The sequence below is a fragment of the Novosphingobium sp. BL-S-19 genome (genome assembly GCF_055521675.1).
In genome coordinates this window covers 2,679,279-2,694,685 of record NZ_CM145498.1, presented here as the reverse complement: position 1 = coordinate 2,694,685, position 15,407 = coordinate 2,679,279, and the positions used below count along the sequence as shown (strand labels likewise).

General features: G+C 65.1%; 17 protein-coding genes and 1 other RNA gene. 9 read left to right on the top strand and 9 right to left on the bottom strand.

Translation table 11 applies throughout. The features are described 5' to 3' along the window. Positions 1-3: 3 nt before the first annotated feature. Both ACZ1JV_RS20875 and ACZ1JV_RS20870 read right to left on the bottom strand, forming a co-directional pair. The gene (locus tag ACZ1JV_RS20875) at positions 4-495 is read right to left on the bottom strand and encodes a flavin reductase family protein (protein ID WP_465135642.1); all 492 of its coding nucleotides are present in this window, start codon (positions 493-495) and stop codon (positions 4-6) included. Positions 496-523: 28 nt separating this feature from the next. Then, complete coding sequence (locus ACZ1JV_RS20870; protein WP_465150344.1) at positions 524-1,417, bottom strand: LysR family transcriptional regulator; 894 nt, start codon at positions 1,415-1,417, stop codon at positions 524-526. A 155-nt stretch (positions 1,418-1,572) separates the two neighbouring features. Here ACZ1JV_RS20870 and ACZ1JV_RS20865 point away from each other — a divergent pair, with 155 nt between their 5' ends. The 7 genes from ACZ1JV_RS20865 to mmsB all read left to right on the top strand — a co-directional run bounded on the left by ACZ1JV_RS20865 (position 1,573) and on the right by mmsB (position 8,065). Continuing rightward, positions 1,573-3,066 (top strand): CoA-acylating methylmalonate-semialdehyde dehydrogenase, encoded by a 1,494-nt coding sequence (locus tag ACZ1JV_RS20865; RefSeq protein ID WP_465150343.1) that lies wholly within the window; start codon positions 1,573-1,575, stop codon positions 3,064-3,066. A gap of 76 nt (positions 3,067-3,142) precedes the next feature. Further along, positions 3,143-3,613, top strand: a complete 471-nt coding sequence (locus tag ACZ1JV_RS20860; RefSeq protein WP_465150342.1) for a hypothetical protein — start codon at positions 3,143-3,145, stop codon at positions 3,611-3,613. Between the two features lie 26 nt (positions 3,614-3,639). Beyond that, positions 3,640-4,782: an acyl-CoA dehydrogenase family protein gene (locus ACZ1JV_RS20855; RefSeq protein ID WP_465150341.1), complete on the top strand. Its 1,143-nt coding sequence runs from the start codon at positions 3,640-3,642 to the stop codon at positions 4,780-4,782. An 18-nt stretch (positions 4,783-4,800) separates the two neighbouring features. After that, positions 4,801-5,859, top strand: coding sequence for an enoyl-CoA hydratase/isomerase family protein (locus tag ACZ1JV_RS20850; protein ID WP_465150340.1), 1,059 nt, complete (start codon positions 4,801-4,803; stop codon positions 5,857-5,859). Then, positions 5,856-6,200, top strand: a complete 345-nt coding sequence (locus ACZ1JV_RS20845) for a YunG family protein (protein ID WP_465150339.1) — start codon at positions 5,856-5,858, stop codon at positions 6,198-6,200. The genes ACZ1JV_RS20850 and ACZ1JV_RS20845 overlap by 4 nt, the downstream gene beginning before the upstream one ends. A gap of 10 nt (positions 6,201-6,210) precedes the next feature. Beyond that, a complete protein-coding gene (locus ACZ1JV_RS20840; protein ID WP_465150338.1) occupies positions 6,211-6,993 on the top strand; it encodes an enoyl-CoA hydratase-related protein in 783 nt (260 codons plus the stop codon). A 202-nt stretch (positions 6,994-7,195) separates the two neighbouring features. Continuing rightward, a complete protein-coding gene (gene mmsB, locus ACZ1JV_RS20835) occupies positions 7,196-8,065 on the top strand; it encodes a 3-hydroxyisobutyrate dehydrogenase (protein ID WP_465150337.1) in 870 nt (289 codons plus the stop codon). A gap of 201 nt (positions 8,066-8,266) precedes the next feature. Here the strand turns inward: mmsB and ACZ1JV_RS20830 are convergent, their stop codons facing one another. The 6 genes from ACZ1JV_RS20830 to ACZ1JV_RS20805 all read right to left on the bottom strand — a co-directional run bounded on the left by ACZ1JV_RS20830 (position 8,267) and on the right by ACZ1JV_RS20805 (position 13,166). After that, positions 8,267-10,105, bottom strand: a complete 1,839-nt coding sequence (locus tag ACZ1JV_RS20830; RefSeq protein ID WP_465150336.1) for a diguanylate cyclase — start codon at positions 10,103-10,105, stop codon at positions 8,267-8,269. 166 nt (positions 10,106-10,271) lie between these two features. Continuing rightward, on the bottom strand, positions 10,272-10,478 hold the full coding sequence (locus ACZ1JV_RS20825; RefSeq protein ID WP_465150335.1) for a hypothetical protein: 207 nt from the start codon (positions 10,476-10,478) through the stop codon (positions 10,272-10,274). Between the two features lie 5 nt (positions 10,479-10,483). Further along, the gene (locus tag ACZ1JV_RS20820; protein ID WP_465150334.1) at positions 10,484-11,038 is read right to left on the bottom strand and encodes an NUDIX hydrolase; all 555 of its coding nucleotides are present in this window, start codon (positions 11,036-11,038) and stop codon (positions 10,484-10,486) included. Next, a complete protein-coding gene (locus ACZ1JV_RS20815) occupies positions 11,035-11,718 on the bottom strand; it encodes a TPM domain-containing protein (protein WP_465150333.1) in 684 nt (227 codons plus the stop codon). The genes ACZ1JV_RS20820 and ACZ1JV_RS20815 overlap by 4 nt, the downstream gene beginning before the upstream one ends. Before the next feature lie 16 nt (positions 11,719-11,734). Then, positions 11,735-12,556: a TPM domain-containing protein gene (locus tag ACZ1JV_RS20810; RefSeq protein WP_465150332.1), complete on the bottom strand. Its 822-nt coding sequence runs from the start codon at positions 12,554-12,556 to the stop codon at positions 11,735-11,737. A gap of 4 nt (positions 12,557-12,560) precedes the next feature. After that, the gene (locus ACZ1JV_RS20805; protein ID WP_465150331.1) at positions 12,561-13,166 is read right to left on the bottom strand and encodes a LemA family protein; all 606 of its coding nucleotides are present in this window, start codon (positions 13,164-13,166) and stop codon (positions 12,561-12,563) included. Positions 13,167-13,379: 213 nt separating this feature from the next. Here ACZ1JV_RS20805 and mscL point away from each other — a divergent pair, with 213 nt between their 5' ends. Next, positions 13,380-13,796 carry a large conductance mechanosensitive channel protein MscL gene (mscL, locus tag ACZ1JV_RS20800; protein ID WP_465150330.1) on the top strand — a complete coding sequence of 139 codons (417 nt, stop codon included), beginning with the start codon at positions 13,380-13,382 and terminating at the stop codon, positions 13,794-13,796. A 61-nt stretch (positions 13,797-13,857) separates the two neighbouring features. Further along, positions 13,858-14,220: a transfer-messenger RNA gene (gene ssrA, locus ACZ1JV_RS20795) on the top strand. Between the two features lie 55 nt (positions 14,221-14,275). Here ssrA and ACZ1JV_RS20790 read toward each other — a convergent pair. Then, entirely contained in the window at positions 14,276-15,346 is a 1,071-nt protein-coding gene (locus ACZ1JV_RS20790) for an acyltransferase family protein (RefSeq protein WP_465150329.1), read from the bottom strand. Positions 15,347-15,407 lie beyond the last annotated feature (61 nt).

Sequence of the window (15,407 nt, the reverse complement as noted above, 5' to 3'; positions counted from 1 at the left end):
CAATCACATCCGCTCGGCAAAGCCGCCGTAGCGGCCCTTGTGGAACAGCATCGGATCGTCCTCACGCACGGTTTCCATGCGCAGCACTTCGCCCAGCACGAACCAGTGGTCGCCCGCTTCGGTCACCGAATAGAGGCGGCATTCGATGGCGGCGATGGAGTTGGCGATGATCGGCAGGTTGTGCTCCGATACGGTATATTCCACACCCACGAACTTTTCCGCACCCTTGGCGGTGACCGCGCGGGCGACGGCCGCCTGATCGCTGGCCAGCACGTTCACGCAGAAGTGGCCCGCCTTTTCGATCAGCGGCCACGAGGTGGAGCGGCGGTCCGGGAAGAAGCCCACCAGCGGCGGATCGAGCGAGACCGAGGTGAACGATCCCACCACCATGCCGGCCGGGCGGTCTTCGTCCAGCGCGGTGATCACGCAGACTCCGGTGGGATAGCTGCCCAGAACCTTGCGGAATTCGGCCGGATCGATGGTCGTCGTGGTCACTGTGCGTGCTGTCCCTGAATATTGCCAGTCATGGCGTGAGAACTCCCTCCATGCGCCTGACGGTTTCGTCAAGCCACTGCCGGAACGCCACTACGCGGGGGAGCTTGCGGATGTCTTGGTGCGTGACGAACCAGAAGCTGCGCAGGATGCGCTTTTCGGGCAGCACCGGCACCAGTCGGGGATCGCCATCGGCCATGAAGCAGGGCAGCACGCCAAGCCCGGCGCCGCTGGCGATCAGGCTCTGCTGCGCGGTGATGCTGGGGGAGCGGACCGTGGCGCGCAGCCCGGCGTGGATCTCGTCCAGATAACGCAGTTCGGGCGCGTAGATCAGGTCTGGTATATAGCCGACGAGCGCGTGCCCTTCGAGCAGGTCCGCCGGGCGTTTCGGCGTGCCGTGCGCGCTCAGGTAGTCGCGGCTGCCGTAGAGCGCCAGTGTGTAGTCGGCCAGCTTATGCGCCACCAGCGGCCCGGTGCGCGGGCGCGAGAGCATTACGGCCACGTCCGCCTCGCGCCGGCCGGGGCTGAGGAAGCCGCTGGATGCGACAAGGTCGATGGCAAGGCGAGGGTGGGCGGATTGGAATTGCGGCAGGTGGCGAGCGAGAAACCAGCAGCCGAACCCTTCGGAGGTGCTGATGCGCAGAGTGCCGGAAAGTCCGTCGCTCTGGTCCGCCCGCTCGCTGATCCGTCCGGCGGCGCTGGCCATGGACTCCACGGAGGCGAGCAGCGCCTCACCGGCCTCGGTCAGGTCCTGCCCGCTGCGGGTCTGTTCGAACAGGCGGGTGCCGAGTGCCGCTTCCAAACGGCGCAACCGGCGGCCCATGGTGGTAGGGTCCACGCCCAGCGCGCGCGCGGCGGCGGCCAATTGCCCCGCCCGGGCGATGGCGAGGAAGGCCTGATAGTCGCTCCAGTCTATCGATGGCATCAGTAAGGCATCGTCACTGCGGGAAATCACTCTCTGGGCTGCAAATGTGCAGTTATCGATGGCGTATTTTCAGCTTGCCTGCAAATCGAGCCGGGACCACCTAGCCTTGAAAGGGCGCGCCTGTGCCCGAAGACAGAATTTCGAAAGGATGAGGAATGCGCCTGATTGACCACTTCGTAGTCGGCGGACCCGGCAGTCCGTCCGCGCGTCTCGGCGATGTCTTCAACCCCAGCACCGGCGCGGTGCAGGCGCAAGTGCCGCTGGGCGACGCTGCGTTGCTCGACCGTGCAGTGGCTACCGCGCAGGCCGTGCAGCCCAAATGGGCGGCCATGAACCCGCAGCGCCGCGCCCGCGTGCTGTTCAAGTTCAAGGAACTGATCGAGCAGAACATGCAGAGCCTCGCCGAACTGCTGGCGAGCGAGCATGGCAAGGTGGTGGACGACGCCAAGGGCGACATCCAGCGCGGGCTTGAGGTCGTGGAATTCTGCTGCGGCATCCCGCATATGCTGAAGGGCGAATATACCCAGGGCGCTGGTCCGGGCATCGACGTCTATTCGCTGCGCGCGCCGCTGGGCGTGGGCGCGGGCATCACCCCGTTCAACTTCCCGGCGATGATCCCGATGTGGATGTTCGCCCCGGCCGTCGCGGTGGGCAACACCTTCATCCTCAAGCCGTCGGAGCGTGATCCCTCGGTGCCGAACCGCCTTGCCGAACTGTTCATCGAAGCCGGCGCGCCCGAAGGCGTGCTGCAGGTGGTGCATGGTGACAAGGTGATGGTGGACGCCATCCTCGATCATCCGGGCATCGCTGCCGTCAGCTTCGTCGGCTCGTCCGACATCGCGCACTACGTCTATTCGCGCGGCGTTGCCGCCGGCAAGCGCGTGCAGGCGATGGGCGGCGCGAAGAACCACGCGATCGTCATGCCCGATGCGGACATGGATCAGGCCGTCAACGACATCATGGGCGCTGCCTATGGTTCGGCGGGCGAGCGCTGCATGGCGCTGCCGGTTGCCGTTCCCGTGGGTGACGAAACCGCCGAGATCTTGCGCGAAAAGCTGATCGCCGCGATCGACAAGCTGAAGGTGGGCGTCTCCAACGATCCCGAGGCACAGTACGGCCCGGTCGTCACCGCCGTGCACAAGCAGAAGATCGAAAACTGGATCCAGACCGGCGTTGATGAAGGCGCGGAACTGGTCGTCGACGGTCGCGGCTTCTCGCTTCAGGGCTATGAGGAAGGCTTCTTCGTCGGCCCGTCGCTGTTCGACCATGTGACGCCCGAGATGAGCGCCTACAAGGAAGAGATCTTCGGCCCGGTGCTGCAGATCGTCCGCGCCAAGACCTTCGAGGAAGCGGTGGAGCTTCCCACCAAGCACCAGTACGGCAACGGCGTCGCCATCTTCACGCGCAACGGCCACGCCGCGCGTGAATTCGTGAACCGCGTGCAGGTGGGCATGGTCGGCGTCAACGTGCCGATCCCGGTGCCGGTCGCCTACCACAGCTTCGGCGGCTGGAAGCGTTCGGCCTTTGGCGATCACAACCAGTACGGCATGGAAGGCGTGCGCTTCTGGACCAAGGTGAAGACGGTGACCCAGCGCTGGCCGGACGGCGGCGCGGGTGACAGCGCCTTCATCATTCCGACCATGGGGTGAGCTAGACGGGAAGGAACAGCGGGGCCATCGAAGGCGTTCTTCGTTGAATGCCCGAAGTGCAAAAGGACGTTTCGTGATGAATATCAGGACCGTAGCCGCCCCGCTTTCCCTTTCCGTCGCGCTCGTTCTGGGTCTGTCGGCCTGCCAGAAGCAGCCGCAGCCCGAAGCGACCGCGACGAGCGAGACACCGGTGGGGGAGGCTACGACGGAAGTCGTGCCGGCCCCGCTGCCCACCGAGATTCCAGAGGGTTTGCGTGGGCGCTGGGGCATGGTCGATGCGGACTGCACCAGCACCGCCGGCGATGCCAAGGGCCTGCTGACCGTCGATGCCAAGCGGCTGACGTTCTACGAAGCCGTCGCCTCGCTGGGCACCATCAAGTCGGCCGCCGACAATGCGATCGAGGCCGATTTCGCCTTTTCGGGCGAAGGGCAGAGCTGGAACCTTGACGTTGCGCTCTCCAGCCCCGACGGCGGCAAGACGCTGGTCCGCAAGGACACCGGGCCGGATGCCGCACCCGGAACGCTTACATACAAGAAGTGCCCCTAGGGCACCCACCAGACAGCAGGATTGAGATGACCGAACAGTTTGGCCTCACCGAAGACCAACTCGCGATCCAGGAAACGGCGCGCAAGTTCACCGCCGATCGCATCACGCCATACGCTGCCGAGTGGGACGAGAAGCACCACTATCCGGTAGACGTGTGGAAGGCCGCGGGCGAACTGGGCTTCGGCGCGATCTACGTTTCGGAAGAGAACGGCGGCATCGGTCTTGGCCGTCTGGACGCGGCGCTGATCATGGAGGCCATGTCCTACGGCTGCCCGGCCACCAGCGCCTATATCTCGATCCACAACATGGTAGCCTGGATGATCGACAAGTTCGGCGACCAGCAGCTGAAGGACCGTTACCTTCCCGATCTGGTGACGATGGACAAGATCGGCTCCTACTGCCTGACCGAGCCGGGCTCCGGCTCCGACGCGGCGGCGCTGAAGACCACCGCGCGGCTGGATGGCGATCATTATGTTCTCAACGGCACCAAGCAGTTCATCTCCGGCGGCGGCGTCAATGACGTCTACGTGGTGATGGCGCGCACGGGCGAGCACAAGTCGCGCGGCGTCTCCTGCTTCGTGGTGGACAAGGATACGCCCGGCGTTTCCTTCGGCGCGCCGGAGAAGAAGCTGGGCTGGAATGCCTCGCCCACCGCGCAGGTGATCTTCGAGGATGCGCGCATCCCCGCCGAGAACCGCGTGGGTGCAGAGGGTGACGGCTTCAAGTTCGCGATGGCCGGCCTTGACGGCGGCCGCCTCAACATCGGTGCCTGCTCGCTGGGCGGCGCGCAGCGCTGCCTCGACGAAGCGGTCGCCTATGTGAAGGACCGCAAGCAGTTCGACCAGCCGATCGCCGAATTCCAGAACACCCAGTTCCGTCTGGCCGACATGGCTGCCGAACTGGAAGCTGCCCGCGCGCTGCTTTATCTGGCCGCCGCCAAGGTGACTGCCGGCGCGCCGGACAAGACCCGCTTCGCCGCCATGGCCAAGATGATGGCCAGCGACACCGGCTCCTCGGTGGTCGACCGGGCGCTCCAGATGTTCGGTGGATACGGCTATCTGAAGGATTATCCCATCGAGCGGTTCTGGCGCGACCTGCGCGTCCATCGTATCCTCGAAGGCACCAACGAGGTCATGCGCATGATCATTGGGCGTGACCTCCTCAAGTAAGCCGGAACGGGGACGACCATGACCACCGATTTGCTGACTGAAGAACTGCTTACGTCCCGCGAAGGCATTGCCGGCGTGATCGCGCTGAACCGTCCGAAGGCGATCCACGCGCTCACTTTGGGCATGTGCGAGTCGATGAGCGATTCGCTGACCCAGTGGGCGGACGATCCCGAGGTGAAAGCCGTGTGGATCGAGCACAGCGAAGGACGCGGGTTCTGCTCCGGCGGAGACATCAACCTGCTGCGCCGTTCCGCGCTGGAGGATGACGGCCATTCGGGCCGCCGCTTCTTCTTCGCCGAATACCGGCTGAACCATCAGCTGTTCGAATATCCCAAGCCCGTGGTCGCCTTCATGGACGGTATCACCATGGGCGGCGGCGTCGGCATCTCGCAGCCCGCGCATTACCGCGTGGCGACCGAGAACACCCGCTTCGCCATGCCCGAAACCGGCATCGGCCTGTTCCCTGACGTGGGCGGCGGCTGGTATCTGTCGCGCCTGGAAGGGCGGCTGGGCCAGTTCCTGGCGCTCACCGGCGCGCGGCTGGACGGCGCGGAATGCCTCTGGGCCGGGCTCGCCACGCATTACCTGCAGAGCGAGGACCTGCCCGAAGCCAAGCGCCGTATCGCCGCCGGGCATGACATCGGCGCCGTGCTCACCGCGCTTTCGGTGACGCCGCCGGAACCGAAGATCGCCGCGCACGATGCGCAGATCCGCAAGCACTTCGCGTTCGATACGCTGGAACAGGTGCTGACCTCGCTGGAAGGCGACGACAGCGAATGGGCCGCGCGCGAACTGGCGACCTTGCGCACCAAGAGCCCGCAGGCCTGCAAGGTCTCGCTGCGCCAGCTTGCCACCTCGCTGACCTTGGACACCTTCGCGCAGAACATGGCGATGGAATACCGCATCGGCAGCCGCGTGCTGGTCCTGCCGGACTTTGCCGAGGGCGTGCGCGCGGTGATCGTCGACAAGGACCATGCCCCGCGCTGGAAACCGGCCGAGCCCGAGGGCGTGACCGAAGAGATGCTCGATGCGATCTTCGCGCTGCTGCCACCTGAGGAAGAATGGAGGCCGATTTGACGTTTGCGACGCCGATCGATCTCTACCACGTCGTCAAGAAATCCTGGGGCCCCGACAGCATTCCCGATCCGTTCGATCCCGCCAATCCCGCGCGCAACCAGTGCGCGGTAACGGCGCTGGCGGTGCGGCACTACTTCGGCGGGGACATCTTCAAGACGGCCACCAAGGGCGGCACGCATTTCTACAACCGGATCGACGGCCGGTTCTGGGATCTGGCGACCGATCAGTTCGACGAGCCGATCCCCTACGACAACACGCTGACCTCTTCCGAAGAGGCGCACGAACACGCCAGCCCGGCCCATCTGGCCGCGCTGATCGCCAACATCGAAGCGAACACCTGAAGGAATTGCGATGAGCTACGAGACGATTCTGGTCGAGAAAAAGGACAACGTCACTCTCATCACGCTGAACCGGCCGCAGGCGTTGAACGCGCTGAATTCGAAGGTTCTGGCCGAACTGATCGAGGCTTTCGCCGCATTCGAAGCCGATGCCTCGCAGGGCTGCGCGGTGCTGACCGGATCGGGCGAGAAGGCCTTTGCCGCCGGCGCCGACATCAAGGAGATGTCGGACAAGCCGAGCGCCGAATTCTATTCGCAGGACTTCTTCGCCGGCTGGACCAGCCATGTGGTCAAGGCCACGCGCAAGCCGTGGATCGCGGCGGTGAACGGCTTTGCGCTCGGCGGTGGCTGCGAAGTGGCGATGATGGCGGACTTCATCATCGCGTCCGAAAACGCCAAGTTCGGCCAGCCGGAAATCAAGCTGGGCGTTGCCCCCGGCATGGGTGGATCGCAGCGTCTGGCCCGTGCTGTGGGCAAGTCCAAGGCGATGGACATGTGCCTGACCGGCCGCATGATGGACGCGGCGGAAGCCGAGCGTTCGGGCCTTGTCAGCCGCGTGGTGCCGCTGGACCAGCTTCTGGATGAGGCGCTGAAGACCGCCGCCACCATCGCCGGCATGCCGCCGCTGGCCGCGACGATGAACAAGGAAATGGTCAACCTCGCGTTCGAGACCACGCTCGACACCGGCCTCATCATGGAGCGCCGCATGTTCCAGGTGCTGACCGCCACCGAGGACAAGGTCGAAGGCATGGCGGCGTTCGTTGAGAAGCGGCCGGGCGTTTGGAAGGGTAAGTAAGCTTGCGTGAAGGGGGCGCCCTGATTGGGGCGATCCCCTTCGTCAGCAATTTCGTCATTCCCGCGCAGGCGGGAATCCCGCTTCTGGCCGGCTGCACAAGTGCTGTTCCGCAAGCGGGATCCCCGCCTGCGCGGCGATGACGGGGAAGGGGCGCTACGCTCCGAATGGAAGCCTTTGCCCGCATGAATTGGGAGAGAATGTCATGAAAATCGCCTTCATCGGCCTTGGCAACATGGGCGGCGGCATGGCCGCGAATCTTGTGAAGGCCGGGCATTCCGTGAACGCCTTCGACCTTTCCGGCGATGCGCTGGCCCGCGCGGCTGAACAGGGCTGCGCGATCTTCGAAACGGTTCCCGATGCGGTCGACGGTGTCGATGCCGTCGTCACCATGCTGCCCAATGGCGGGATCGTTCGCGCGGTCTATACGCAGGAAGTTTTCGGCAAGGCGCCCAAGGGCGCGCTGTTCCTCGACTGCTCGACCATCGACCTGGCCACGGCGCGCGAAGTGGTCGAACTAGCGCAGGCGGCGGGTTACGAGATGGCCGACGCCCCCGTCTCCGGCGGGATCGCGGCGGCCAATGGTGGCACGCTGACCTTCATGGTCGGCGGCAGCGATGCGGTGTTCGAACGGGCCAAGCCGATCCTTGAACCGATGGCCAAGGCGGTGATCCATGCCGGCCATACCGGGGCAGGGCAGGTCGCCAAGATGTGCAACAACATGCTGCTGGCGATCCACATGATCGGCACGTGCGAGGCGCTGGCGCTGGCCGAGAAGGCGGGCCTCGATCCGCAGACTTTCTATGAAATCAGCTCCAAAGCCACCGGCTATTGCTGGTCGCTCAACGACTATACGCCGATGCCCGGCGTGGGGGCGACCAGCCCGGCGGACAATGGCTATGCGGGCGGCTTCGCCTCGGCATTGATGCTGAAGGATCTGCGTCTGGCGATGGCCGGTGCGGAAACGTCCGGTGCCACCGTGCCGATGGGTGAGCATGCGACGAAGATCTACGAGGCCTTCGTCGAGGCCGGCAACGGCGGCAAGGACTTCGGCGCGATCTTCACGACGCTGTGATCGGCGTGCTGCCTTATCAAACTTAACTCGTCATCCCCGCGCAGGCGGGGATCCCGCTTCCTTGGCGACGGCCGCGTTTAGACGCGGCGCCGGAGAAGAAAAGCGGGGCCCCCCGCCTGCGCGGGGGCGACGGGGTGTTATGTTGAGAACAGAGAGTTTGAAAACGGAGAATTGAGTTGGTGGGGCGGATCTAGTCCCCGCTTACGCCGCCATCATCTCCGCGCGGCCGTCCAGCACCACGCGGTTACGGCCGTCGCGCTTGGCGCGGTAGAGTGCGGCGTCGGCGGCCTTGATCAGCGTGGAGCCGTCGCGCTCCATGTTCTCTTCCCAGGTGGCGATGCCGAACGACATGGTCGTCAGCCCCAACATCCGTCCGCCCTGATGCACCGAAAGCTCGCTGATCGCCTGACGGACGATTTCCACGCGCTCGGCCAGAACGGTGGCGGAGGTGCCCGGGGCGATGATGGTGAATTCCTCTCCGCCGAAGCGGCAGACCACGTCACCGTCGCGGAAGCGTGAACGCATTTCCGCCGCCACCGCGTGCAGCACGGCGTCGCCCGCTTCGTGCCCGAACTCGTCGTTGAAGCGCTTGAAGTGGTCGACGTCGCACATGACCAGGCTGAGCGGGCTGCCGGTGCGCGTGGCGCGGGCGATTTCCAGCGCCAGCGTCTCTTCCATGTAGCGGCGGTTGAACAGACCGGTCAGCGGATCGCGGATCGTCTGTTCGCGGAGGCCGCGCTGGAGGCGGTGGTTGACGAGGGCGGAGGCGATGTTCTCGGTCAGCACCGTCAGGCGGAAGCGGTTTTCGGCCCCGACCACGCCCTTCAGGTAGAGCACGCCGATCACTTCGCCGCCGGCCAGCAGCGGCTCGCAGTGGTAATGGTCGGTATCGTGGCCGATGTGCGCGCAGACGATGTCGGAGCCCGGCTCGATCACGAAATGGCTCTGGCCGCGGCGCAGGGCCCAGCACTGGTCCGGCGCGAAGCCGGCAGCTTCCACTTCCAGCCCGCCCCATGCCGCGATCGGCACCAGCAGGTTGCGCGAATTGTTGTGGGCGTAGAGCGCGCCGGGAATCTCGGGCAGTACGCGCGGCACGAAGACGCGGATGATGGAGGCCAGTTCCTCGTCGGTGCGGGCGGCCTGCATCCGATGGGCCATGCCGCCCAGCAGTTCGATCACCTCGCCGCGTTCGCGCAGAACTTCGGCGTTGCGGTTGAGTTCGGCGTTGGCGTGGTGAAGCTGTTCGGAGCTTGCCACCTGATCGGAAACGGCGGCCTGCAACTCGTCGGCCATTGCGTTATAGCCGCGGGCCAGACGCTGGAATTCGCTCGATTCCATGCGCGCGGTGATCCGCGCACTGCGGTCGCCAGAGCCGAGCTGGCCCATCACTGCCATCATCTGTTCGACGGGACGGCGCAGGCGGCTGATCAGCGCGGTGGCCATGAACGTGATGGTGATGACGGTAATCGGCGTGCCGAAGATCACCAGCCAGCGGATGTTGTCGAGGCGGAACTGGACGGCAGCCATGCGCTCAGCGGCCAGTGCGCGTTCCGCATCCAGCAGGTCGTTCAGGCGGGCGTTGACCAGCATCATCAGGTCGCGGCCCTTGCCGGTGGCGACGCGGGTGCGGGCGCCGGCAAAGTCGCCGTCACGGGCTAGCTGGCCGGTTTCATCGAGCGCCTGTGCGCGCTGGGCGATCAGCGACTGCACCTGCCGGGCGCGGGTGCTTTGCAGCGGATTGTCGGAGGTCAAGGCAACCAGCGTCGCGGCATCGCGGCGGGCCGCGGCGATCTCGTCGGTGACGCTGGCGGCGAATTCCGCGTTCTGCGTCAGCACGAAGCCGCGCTGGCCGGACTCTGCGGCCTGCAGGTGGCGCAGCGACCGGCTGCCGGTTTCCAGCACTTCGGACGAATGCGCTACCCAGCCAAGACTCGTGCGCATCTGTGCCGACGCATCGAGCAGCAGGCCGGCCAAGACGGCCAGCACCACGCTAAGAATTGCGCAGAGGACGACGATGCGCCGGGATAACGATCCGACCAAGGGAAACTCCGTAGGGGGCTGAGGTTCAGCCCTCGGTCAATCGTAGGATTCTTGCAACCTCAATCGGTTGCATCGATCCAACTTTTTGCCGTGCAGTGGCCGGGAAATCGACGAGTTGAGCGCGAACCCGCGGCGTCTTTGCCATGTGACGGGCGCGCGACGCGGATTACGGAATGTCGGAGTGCCGTTCGCGCCGCTCACGCTCGAATCGGGGCAGGCGCATGCCTTTGGTGCGGCTGGTCAGGTGCCAGCGCCGGCAGAGCGGGCAGCGATAGGGGCGCAGTGTGACGTCCGCCTGCGCCGCGACTGCCAATGCTTCCTCTTCGGTTTCGAAGCGCCGCTTGCGCTGGCAGATGCCGAGCCGAGTGCGCACAGCGCTCAGCCCAGTAGCCGCGCGCCCAGCAGCATCAGCAGCTTCACGTCCATCGCGTAGCCCGCGTCGCGCCACTCGGCGATCTGGCGTTCGATGCCGGCCATGGGCACGCGGTGGACGATGATGTCTTCGCTGTCCACGCCGCCACCTTCGCCGACCTTCACAAGATCGTGCGCGCGGAACAGGGTGAAGCTTTCGCTGACCATGCCGGGGGACGAGTAGAATTCGCCCAGGTTTTCCATGCGGCCGGCGTGGTAGCCGGTCTCTTCCTCCAGTTCGCGCGCGGCGGCGACGCTGGCGTCTTCGCCCACGACATCGTCATGATCGCCGACAAGGCCGGCGGGCAATTCGATGCAGCGCTTGCCCAGCGGCACGCGGTACTGGTCGACGAGGATCACGTGGTCTTCGGCATCGATCGGCAGGATCACGGCGGCACGGATGCCGCGCGCGCGGCTGACGTATTCCCAGCGGCCACGCTTGCGGGTGGTGATGAACCGGCCCTGCCACATCACCTCATCGGGAGCGTCGGCATCGGGGGGCAGTTGGGTCACTTCGGTCATACTTCGATCAGCCTGTCGGGTAGTTCGTTGATATCGTCATCGGCGCGGGGGAAGTGCTGGGAGAGGATTTCGCCCACTTTGCCCACCGCGACCACCATGCCGTCCGCCACGCGGTCCTCGCGCACATGGGTGAGCATCGCGGTCATCACATGGCCCCAGATCTCGGGATCGACTTTGGCGGCGATGGCCTTGTCCGCCACGATTTCCGCGCGGTGCTCACGCATCGAAAGGTAGATCAGCACGCCGGTGCGGCCCGTGGTGCGTTGTTCCGCGCCGATGCGGAAGGCGCGCAGGGCGTGGGCGTGGACGCGCATGGTCTTCACCGGGCCGGGCACCAGCCAGAACTTCAGCGGTTGCCAAAGTTGCAGCGCCAGCATGGCGGCGAACTTGATCGCGGCGACCCCGGCGGCAAGGCCGATGATCATGCGCGGCGTCCATTCGTGCCCCCAGTCGGCCAGCAGCCGGTCATAGAGGCCCATGTAGAAATGCGGCGCGATCACCAGCGCGGCGAGGGCGAGGAACGCCACGACGACGCTCCACGCCAGCGCCACGTCGGTATAGCCGTCCGAACGATCCGCCAGCACGGTGACAATCTCGCCCGAGCTGTGCATTTCCGCCTCGCCCACGGCGGCGCTGATACGGGCGTGATCCTCGGCGGAGAGGTAGATGGGTGAGGGCATGTCCGGTCTCTCTCCTCTACCAGCTTCCGCTCGCGCCGCCGCCGCCGAAGCTGCCGCCGCCGCCCGAGAAACCGCCGCCTCCACCGAAGCCGCCTCCGCCGCCCCAGCCGCCGCCACCGCCCCAGTGGTCGTCATCGTCGTCGCGGCCGAACGGGCCGGGCATCCAGATGATCGGGCCGCCAAGGCCGCTGCGTCGCCGCCCGCCGCCGCGCGCCTCGTTGATCATCGGCAGCACCACGAACAGCACGATGAAGCCGATGAAGATCACGGTGCCAAGCGGGAAGCCGCCTTCCTGCGGCTTGCGCGCGGCATCGGCGTTTGCGGCCACCTGACGCGCCTGATCGGGCGGCAGGGTCAGCTGCTTGATCAGCGCATCGGTGCCGGCGTTGATGCCGCCGGGATAGTCGTTCGCCTTGAAGCGGGGGAGGATGTCGTTGTTGATGATCAGGAAAGAGAGGCCGTCGGTGATGATCGGTTCCAGGCCGTAGCCCACCTCGATCCGCACCTTGCGCTCGTTCGGCGCGACGATCAGCAGCGCGCCGGTGTTCTTGTCCTTTTCACCGATGCCCCAGGCGCGGCCGAGTTGGTAGCCGTAGTCCGAAATCTCGTATCCCTGCAGGCTGGGCAGGGTGACGACCACAAGCTGGCGGCCGGAGTTCTTCTCCAGCGCGTCCAGCTTCTGGGTCAGCTGTGCTTCCTGATCGTCCGGGATGATGTTGGCATCGTCGACGACGCGGCCAGTCAGTTTCGGAAATGTCGGCTCGGCGGCCGCTTGCTGGGCAAGCAGCACACCGAAGGCCAACAGGATGGCCGCAAGGACGGCCCGAACGCGGGTCACCGTATTACATCTTGCCTTCGAGGCTGGGCGCCACTTCCGCGCCCGGCGTCGTCGCCTGATAGGGCACCATCGGGCTGGCGCCGCGCAGCTTCGCGCCGATCATCGTGGGGAAGGTGCGGACCTCTGTGTTGAAGTCCTGAACCGCCGCATTGTAGTCCCGCACGGAGATGCGGATGCGGTTTTCCTGACCTTCAAGCTGGGTCTGCAGCATCTGGTAGTTCACGATCGACTTGAGCTCGGGATACTGCTCGACGCTGACCAGCAGGCGTGAGAGGCTCTGGCCCAGTTGGCCCTGCGCGGCCTGGAACTGCTGCATCTTAGCCGGATCGTTCAGATCGTCGGCCGAAAGCTGGATAGAGGTGGCCTTGGCGCGCGCTTCCACCACGCCGGTCAGGATTTCTTTCTCCTGCGTAGCTGCACCCTTGGCGACGGCGGCAAGGTTGGGGACCAGATTGGCGCGTTCCTGGAACGCGGCCTGCACATCGGCCCACTTGGCCTTGGCGGCTTCCTGCTTGGTAGGCACCGAGTTGAAGCCGCAGCCGGCCAGCGATGCCGTTACGCCCACGATAAGGGCGGTGCGGCCGATACGCGATGCAGGGGAAAGGCGCATGGGGGGTGATCCTCCTGATGGACTATGCTCATGACGGGCCGGAAGGGCCGCGTCTCGTCCTCTTGGCATAGATAGCAGGCGTATATGCCGGTTCAAGGACTGGCGCCATTGCAACTTATGGCCGCAACCGATTGTTACCAAAGGGCCATTGTGGCAATTTTGCGCGGTGCGGCCAGGCAGACTTGCCCGAGAAACTCAGGGGATCAGCTAATTATGCTACAGGAATTCAAGACTTTCATCGCCCGCGGCAATGTGCTGGACTTGGCGGTCGGCGTGATCATCGGCGCCGCGTTCGGCAAGATCGTGTCCTCGCTTACGGACGACGTGATCATGCCGTTTATTGGCCTGGTCACCGGCGGCATCGATTTCAGCAACAAGTACGTGGTGCTGGGTTCGGTTCCGGCCGGCTATACCGGGCCGATGACTTATGCCGGACTGAAGGCGGCGGGCGTGGCCATGTTCGGCTATGGCGCCTTCCTGAACGCGGTGATCAACTTCCTGATCCTGGCCTTCGTCATCTTCCTGATCGTGCGTCAGGCCAATCGCCTGATGCCGGCAAAGGAAGCCGCGCCTGCCGGCCCGACGGAAGTGGAACTGCTGGCCGAAATCCGCGACGCGCTGAAGAAGTAGACCGCCGAGGCAAACGGTCCGGGAAGCCCCGGCGCGAAGGGAGGGGAGGGCGCAAGCTCTCCCCCTTTTCTTTTGCGGCGGACACCCTATATGCGTCTTTGCCGGCTTGCCGGCTATGAGGATAAACTGCGCCGTTCAATAGGCACAGCGGACCCGGGGGCGGTACCCGGCGGCTCCACCATCACCCGTCCAGCCAGGCTGGGCAACCCTGTTGTCGCAGGGGTGTTGATGGGGCCGAACTAGGATCGACGTGTGTTGAAAAGCGGTGTTTTCTTCCGGGCTGAGTAACCCGTTCAAGGCTCAAAACTCATAAGTGCCAACGACAACGAAGCACTTGCTCTCGCGGCGTAATTCTAGGGCTTAGCGGCCTGAAGTTACAAAGTTAGAACACGGTTGGACCCACCGGGTAACAGAAGCGGATTCCAGGGGCTGGGGGCGAGCCTTGCAACAGAATCGCCCTACCTTCCTTTCCTTTGCAATCACAAGGCCGCCTGCGTGAGCGGCGCATCGCCGCGTGCGGGCCGGATGCGGCGCGCCAGCCAGTGCGATGGGCGCTCCACTCCCAGCCACAACAGCGTGGCACCGGCGATGCAGGCGGCCAGGATCAGCACCAGGCAGAGAAGATCGGCGGCAGGTCCATCGCCGAACAGTCGGTGGCCTACGAACCCTGCCGCGCCCGTCAGCGGGTTGTGGATGAGGTAGAGGCTGTAGGAAACCGCACCCAGAAACTGCAACCAGCGCCAGCTGAGGCCCGTCCGCGCCCAGCCGCTGCGCATCGCCAGATAGAGGAAGATCGCCGTCAGCGCGGCTGTGCGGTCGAACCCCGGCGTCGTCACCAGCGCCGCGCCCAGCGTTATTGCTGCCAGCTTGGCCACTTCCGAATCCAGCGCCCTGCGTGCCAGCACGCCCAGATAGAAGACCCCCCAGAACTGGACGAACCAGCCGGACCAGTTCTGCCCGAACCACCCCTGGGCGGATGCCAGTGCGAGTACCCACATCACCAGACTGGGCCATGGCGCCAGCGGCCAACCGTGACGCGACCATTTCGCGCGGATCAGCAGCATCATGGCGAGGAAGACGTAGAACTGGATCTCGCACGCCAGCGTCCAGTAGACGGGATTGATCGGTGCGATCTTCAGAACGTCCTGAAGATAGAGCGCATGTGCGGCGATCTGGCCGCCGGTGGGCACCAGATGGGGCTCATGCCGGATCATCGCCGAAAACCCGGCAAGCGCCACGACGAAAGCGATGGATAGCCAATAAGCCGGGGCCAGGCGGATGGAGCGGCGCAACAGAAACCGGCCAAAGTCTGCGCCATTCGCGATCGGGGTTTCGGCAGGCGCCTTGCCGAAAAGGCTATGCGCGATCACGAATCCGCTGAGCGTGAAGAAGATCGCCACACCCAGATGCCCATCCGCGAAAAGAAACGGCGAAAGCGGGGCCACGCTTTTGAGTTGCCCACCTTCGGCAGCGTGGAAAAGCAGCACCCAAAGGCAGGCCACTCCGCGCAATGCCTGGATCACAGTGTAATTGACGCGTGGCTCCGACATGACGGCACAGTGTCAGCAAGCGCGCGGAACCCGCAAGAATCAGGACTGCGGACGGCAAATC